We start from the raw sequence: 7,008 nt of genomic DNA, 5'->3' as shown, positions 1-7,008 counted from the left end.
CGATTTTGCATCATTGGATGTGCAAAATACCTACCGAGGTAGCGACGCTTACGATAAAGCTCTGTTGCTTAGTCGTTATTTAGAGCAGCAATTGGCATCATTTAACCCTTTCGAGTACTTTGAAGAAGAACTCTCTGGCTTAGCTTGCCTTAAAGCTGTGTTAATGCCTTATGAAGCAGAAATTGAGTCAGCACGTCAAAGTAACGCAATGGTTTGGCAACGAGCAGGCGAGGTGTGTGATATCTCTATCTCAACCTTTATAGAACAAGTAGATGATAACGTTTTAGCAGCACAAGAAAGGCGAGAAAGAGAAGATAAAACAATGTCTATCGCTGCGAGCCATGGAGTGCTCGGCGATTTTGCATCATTGGATGTGCAAAATACCTACCGAGGTAGCGACGCTTACGAGATCAAATCAAGCAAAATGAGAATACCAGCCCTTTAAATGAGCTAGATAAAATAGTGAGTCATTAAATTTGTATGGGAATATTAATTGATAAGGGATAAATATGCTTAAAAAAAGATTGAAACCAATATTAGCTACTTTGGGAATATTATTGACTGTAACCAGTGCAACAGAAGTTAGTGCATTAACCGCAGCTGAGTTTAAAGCAACAAAGCTGCCCTATTCTGTGATGGCCTATAGTAATCAATATGCCCATGAGTATGGTTTAGATGCAGGTAAAGCGGTAGAGCTGTCTAAAGGGCTTGAAGCGATTAAGTTAATTTTATACAAAAAGCATTATCCCGAAGGGGGGGGATGGTTGCTTTTGATGTGTATAAATGTTCGGCAGAGCTTTATGTTGATAAAGGTTTGGATATTTGGTGGCCAAGGGATGAATTGAAAGCGAGTAGTGTAAGAACAGGAGAAACTGGGCTAAAAGCTTTTTTTGCATCTGACTTATTAATAAAGTATGGTGAGAGAATTGGGCCGGAGCGTTATGCAGCAATCCGATATACCGGGTTTGATAGAACAAAATCCCCCATTTTTGATCAAATTATGCTTGATACAGGTTGTACTTCATACCCTCGTACTCCCATAAGTTTTTCTCTTTGGTTAGAGAAAAAAGGGAACATTGATTATAGTGCTCAGTCAGTTGCTTATGTACCTACTCCAAATGATTTTTATCAGTTTCGTTTACCGAAAGCTTTATTAAATTCATTTATTCCATACACAAATAAAGTATCATAACTTAACTAGGAGAGAAAACATGGAAAATACAGTGACGCTATATGAATTAGCATGGATAGCAAATGATGTCTATTTAAATCAGCCACCAAAGCCATATAAGCGATTATTTTATGAATGGAAAGTAGCTCCTTTTGAAGGTTCTATGAGAGCCCCCCGAGTTAATGGCTTTTTTGCTGCTCTTTATGGAAAATATGAAGATAATTCTAATATTCCAAATCAACTTGTGGTTGCTTATCGTGGCACTAGTAATACTCCAGATTTTTATGTAGATGGTGATCTGGCTTCAGGTAATTTTTTAGCACAAGGCCAAGATGCAATTAATTTCTTATTTCAGGTGCTTGTATATGCAAAAGACAGGAATATCGACCGTAAAAATATTTATATCACAGGTCATTCTTTGGGTGGTGGTTTGGCACAGTGGATATCCATGTTAACTGTTGATCAGCCAATGAAATTTCAGTTAGCTGAACCTACTGCCTTTAGAACTGTAACTTTTAATCCACCTGGAATGCAAATGTTAGTGGGGAAAAACGCTGATTATTATGGGCACTATAAACAAGGACGAATCTATAGTCAGCAAGAAATCAAAGAAGCTAAGCAGTATATGCAATTTTATAATGCTGATAAAGCTGCTGAGAAAACTTATACTGATCCAAAGGTGGTTGCAGAAATTCAAGAAATTATCGCTTCTGAGTTTTCTAAAAGTAAATTAAAACATGCTGAGAAAGTTATTAAGCATTATAAGCGTGAGTATGGAAGTGCTTCGAAGAGTTCTGATATTTACAGTTATGAAAACTTTCAAAAGCTTATTCAGCACCAAATGATGTATAAAAATCGTCAAGATGCATTACGGATGGGACAGGAGACAATGGTATTTTTATGGGATAATTTATTTAATAATGAGCAAGGTGGAGAGTGTTTTAAGAAGATAAGTAACTGTTATCCCCATATTTATAATTTCTCGGCGAAGTATGATTTGGTTCACTGTTCTGGTTTTCCTGCGGGTAATATAATTAATTATGATATTGATAAAGTGGGAGGAGTTTCCGCATATTGGGAGACAGAACACTTGATTTTAGCAAGTTACTTCTCTGCTAGAAAACATATTGAGAAGTATCAATCTCCAGCGGTTTATTCTGCGAAAACAAAATTGATGTGTAATAAGCTTGCTGGTTGCAGTGATCAATCTATTGATTGGGCAAAGCTTATTGAAAGTGTTGTAACTAAAGCGGTATCTCCAGTTAGTTCTATGGTGTTCTCTACTGTTAAGCTGGAGCACGCTACTTTGGCAGCAATTTATGGAGGAACTGCTGAGCACTCTATGGTCAATATGTTATCATCCATCAAGAAAAATACTGATCTTGCAGATACACCTATTCGCTATGATGCAATGAAAACGTTGATAGAGCTTGGTAAAAAGTCTCATATTCAGCTTCATACTACAGAAAGAAAACAGACGATTGGTCAGGCCACTCAGAGTAATGTAATCGCTTATGAGCAAGGTTATGCTAAACAAACAGGAGGGCCTACAATGCCTGTGTATCCTTATAACCAAGTGAACTATAAAACATTTTAAGGATAAAAGCCATGTCAGATTTTTATAAAGAGTGCAATGTGAGTCAGGGGTTTAACATTAATCTTAATATTCATCAATGTTTTGGTTATATTAATTATTTGCGTATTGGTGAGCTAGAATTAACAGCAGATATGAATACTAGCACTTCTATTGAGGGAGAGAAATCTGCACACGTCGGTGTGATTAGTGATTTGTTTTGGTCGGAGACGGCAAAGGTAAAGCCGATTACTATTGATTTTCGTTTATCAGTGAGTAACCAACAAAAATTAGCTGAATATATTCAGAAAAATAATTTTAACAGTGATGTACTTGTTGAATTTGCTACTTATGATTATGATCCGAATGCTAAGATTTTTTATTCATCGTTGAATACTGATAAAGAAACGCTAGAAGGAAATTTGGAAGTCAAAGAAAGAGGGAAGCTTGGTGTTTTTGTGGCAAAAGTTCCAGAAGAAGATATACCATCGCCAGCTAATTATTTTTCAACCTTATCAATTGTAGCGAATGCGAAAGAGCAGCACCTGATTAGTGCAAGCTCTGCTAGTATTAAAACAGTATTGCCTTGGGGTGTAGAAATATTAATATAGAAATTAAATACTTTTGATGATTTAAGCGTTAAAATTACTTAATTAAGTAAAGGGCTAAGGGGCCCTTTATTGATTGACTGCCTGCAGTGCTATTGTTTTAGCTTGAGCATAATTGACCTTGCCAGAGCCTAATATAGGGATATCTTTTATGTAAATGACTTCACTTGGAATAAGTAAAGAGTTAACCTGTTGCTCCCGCATGGTTTGTTTCAAAGTATCTGCTGTGAGGGGATTATTGATTAGGCTAATGATGCGCTCACCCTTTTTAATATCTTCGATAGCAACAGCAACACAGTGGTCATTGTCAGTGATAAATGGTTCGATAGCATCTTCAATTGCTTGTAAACTGACCATTTCACCGGCAACTTTAGCAAAACGTGAGTATCTCCCCTTGACGGTAAGAAAGCCGTCTTTGTCAATTAGACCTTTATCTCCGGTTTTATACCAACGTTTATTATCTATAGTAATAAAACTTTCATCATTTTTAACTTTATTATTTAAATAACCTGTCATCAGTTGAGGTCCTGTAATTAAAATTAAGCCCTCTTGATTCATTGGTAAGATGTGATAATTTTCTGGGTCAACGATATTGATCGCTGTTCCAGGGAGAGGCAGGCCAACACTGCCTGTTTTTTCACCGGGTTGGACATACCAGTCGCCTGTCACCAGAATGTTTTCTAGATTGAGGGTTGCTACTGGGGAAAGCTCTGTTGCTCCGTAACCTTCGAGAATATTCTTATTAAATTTCTTTAAAAATGCATCTCGGACATTATTGGTCATGCGCTCAGCGCCTGAAATGATAATCTTTAGAGATTTAAACATTGCAGGATGGAGTTTTGGATGCCGTGAGTAGAGATTAAAAAATGTTGTTGTCCCACATAAAATCGTTATTTTATGTTTAGCAATCGTTTTACCAATTTTTAATGCATCAGTTGGATCTGGATAACATACCATGGGAGTGCCTTCAATGATGGGCATGAATGTAGTTACGGTTAAGCCAAAGGCATGAAATAAAGGCAAGCAGCTGAGCACAGTATCCTGTGCTGTTAAATTGAGTACACAGGATGACTGACTGGAATTTGCCATAATATTGTGGTGTGAAAGTTGGATACCTTTAGGCATGCCTTCACTGCCACTGCTAAATAAAATAAATGCAGGATCCTCGGCTGTTTTTTTGCTTTTAAAAAATAAGTATTTTAATAGAGTCAAAGGCATGAACTTAGCAAGTAAGTAATATTTAACCGTTGTAAATTTAGTGATAGTTTGCTTGATCTCTTCAAGAAAAATAAATTGAATATATTTTTGCAAGTAATCTAAATCAAATCCTTTTTTAGTTAATTTTTTTAGAAAGACTTTAGAGGTGATAATTTTCTTCATATTTGTTGTTTGTACTGCATGAATGAGTGCATTTTTCTCGGCAGTGTAATTGAGGTTGACAACTGTTTTGTCTAAAGCCAAGCTGGCAAGGTTCGCCAGTATGCCGCCGATACCGGGTGGGAGCAATAAGCCAACAACATGACTGTTACTTTGTTGCAGTGGTTTTTTTAAAGCCGCTTTCATGGCAATTATTGCACTGATTGTTTTATAGCCAGACAGGCTGATTTGCTGTTGTTCATCGGTAATCATCGTTTTTTTACCCAGTTTTTTTAAGCGCGATAGGCAGGCTTCAGGGAGGGTATTAAAGTGCTTGGATGAATCTGACCATGCTGTTGTTGAAAGCTCAGTGACTTTTTGCTTGAGTATTGATGCTGTGGTGCACGCTGGTAAGTGTTGACCAAAATAGCAGTAAATCGGACGGATTATCCCTTTTTTCGAGACTTTACGGTAGTGCTTTGTTGATAGTGAGCCTGAACTGCCCCATAAGCCATGTAGGTAAAATGGGATAATAACGGCGCTGGAACCTTCTAGTATTCGTTCAAATCCAGTAAAAAATTTGCCGAGTTGGCCATTGCGGCTTAGGTGACCTTCTGGAAACAGAGCAATGACTTCGCCATTTTCAAGTGCTGTGTGAATTTCTTGAATGGCAGCTTTGTTTGAAGCAGATGAGATTGGAATTAATTTCATGGCTTTAAATAGCCAATTTAAATACCAGGTATGATAAATAGTTTTATCCATAACAAAGCGAATTGGCCGAGGTGATGCAATGGCAAGGATTGCCCAGTCAATGTAGCTAATATGGTTGCCTAATAAAAGTACGCCACCTGTTGAAGGTAAATTTTTTAAACCTTGTACTTTGATTTGATAAAATTTAGAAAACAATGCGAAAAGAACATAGCGGATAACGGTTTGAGGGAGTGCTCTTAAGGCTAAAATAGATGCAATAAATGCGATGATTCCAAGGCTTTCAAAGACCGCTATTGCATTAACATTCATCAATGTGACCGTTGCAGTCACGATGAGAAAACTCAGCATAAAAATATTTTGCATGAAATTATTTGCGGCGAGAATTTTACCGAGCTTAGAATCTTTGGCATTAAATTGAATCAAGGCGTTTAAAGGTACAACGAGCATGCCACTAAAAAAGCCGTAGGCAAGGAAGGTGATAAGGATAACGCTAGGACTAGAAATATGCACCATAATAATTAAGATGGCTGAGAGAGCAAAGGTAGAAATAGGAATAATACCTGTTTCAATGTAGTTTTTTGAAACGCGTCCCGCATTATATGACCCTAAGATAATACCGAGTATCGCAACGGCCATAGCGATTTGAACAAATAAGGCGCTGTAATGGTAGGTTTTAAGGTAAGCTCCATAGACAGCAATAGTGACTTGGCTTGCTCCCCAAAATAGTGATAGGCCAATAATTGAGCTAAAAATTGTTTTATTTTTAGTCACTGACTTTATATTTTTAATAAGATAATTACCTTTAAGATAACTCTTAGCACTTAAAAAAGAATCAGGGGCTGAAGCAGGGTAAGTGACTAGAAAATGAGTGCAAATTGCTTCAAATAAACTGGTTGCTACTAAAATAAACCCAAGTGGAGCAATTGCATGGACTATTTGATTGGGTTGATTAAGCGTTATATACCCTTTAATAAATTGCTGGAATAGTAGAGTAAATACTAAAGAAGAAGCAAGCACTGCAACCATAGTAATTGCTTGTGCGTAGCCGTTGGCCTTAGCAATTTTTTCTTTACCAAAAAACTCTTTAACATAGCCATATTTGGCGGGTGAGTTAATTGCAGATTGAATCCCTAATAATAGGGTCATGGAAAATGCAGCCCAAAACTGTCCCTGATAATAAAAAAGGGTAATTAAAAGAGTCAGAGGAATAGCAGCCCAGGCAGTAAAGCGTAATACTTTTGCTTTGGAGAATTTATCTGCAATAAAGCCTGCTGGAGTAAACATCATTAAATAAGGCAGTAAAATTAAAGCACTTAATATGGAGGAGTAAATGGTAAAATTATGGGGTGATTCAGTTGTGTAAAAAATATTTTGTGACCTAGATCAACAAATGTATTAAAAAATAGGATAAAAAAATAGCCAAGCATTGCACGTTTTTTATTTTGGCTCATTGTCTGCTCTCCTTATTTGCTGGCTTTTTGCCGTGGTGTTAAATCCCATAGTTAATTTAATGATATTAACTCGCCCTCCGTCATCTGAAGTGCAACACTACTCTATACTAAGCCGCCATCAAATACTCTAAAAAAACA

6 protein-coding genes are annotated in these 7,008 nt (G+C 36.9%); 5 read left to right on the top strand and 1 reads right to left on the bottom strand.

The features are described from left to right. The 5 genes from C200_RS15300 to C200_RS01130 all read left to right on the top strand — a co-directional run. Window positions 1-445 (top strand): hypothetical protein (locus tag C200_RS15300; RefSeq protein ID WP_033923640.1); only part of this gene is annotated, 445 nt, incomplete at its 5' end. 64 nt (window positions 446-509) lie between these two features. Beyond that, window positions 510-845 carry a hypothetical protein gene (locus C200_RS01145; protein WP_016211395.1) on the top strand — a complete coding sequence of 112 codons (336 nt, stop codon included), beginning with the start codon at window positions 510-512 and terminating at the stop codon, window positions 843-845. Then, a complete protein-coding gene (locus C200_RS01140) occupies window positions 761-1,192 on the top strand; it encodes a hypothetical protein (RefSeq protein WP_036779999.1) in 432 nt (143 codons plus the stop codon). The genes C200_RS01145 and C200_RS01140 overlap by 85 nt, the downstream gene beginning before the upstream one ends. Window positions 1,193-1,211: 19 nt before the next feature. After that, complete coding sequence (locus C200_RS01135; RefSeq protein ID WP_016211393.1) at window positions 1,212-2,768, top strand: alpha/beta hydrolase family protein; 1,557 nt, start codon at window positions 1,212-1,214, stop codon at window positions 2,766-2,768. An 11-nt stretch (window positions 2,769-2,779) separates the two neighbouring features. Continuing rightward, entirely contained in the window at window positions 2,780-3,355 is a 576-nt protein-coding gene (locus C200_RS01130) for a hypothetical protein (protein ID WP_016211391.1), read from the top strand. A gap of 66 nt (window positions 3,356-3,421) precedes the next feature. Here C200_RS01130 and C200_RS14135 read toward each other — a convergent pair whose 3' ends face one another. After that, complete coding sequence (locus C200_RS14135; RefSeq protein ID WP_080728317.1) at window positions 3,422-6,787, bottom strand: acyl-[ACP]--phospholipid O-acyltransferase; 3,366 nt, start codon at window positions 6,785-6,787, stop codon at window positions 3,422-3,424. Window positions 6,788-7,008: the final 221 nt, after the last annotated feature.

This window comes from Piscirickettsia salmonis LF-89 = ATCC VR-1361, assembly GCF_000297215.2.
In the GTDB taxonomy this organism is placed as follows: Bacteria; Pseudomonadota; Gammaproteobacteria; order Piscirickettsiales; family Piscirickettsiaceae; genus Piscirickettsia; species Piscirickettsia salmonis.
This window is presented reverse-complemented; position numbering and strand designations above follow the sequence as displayed.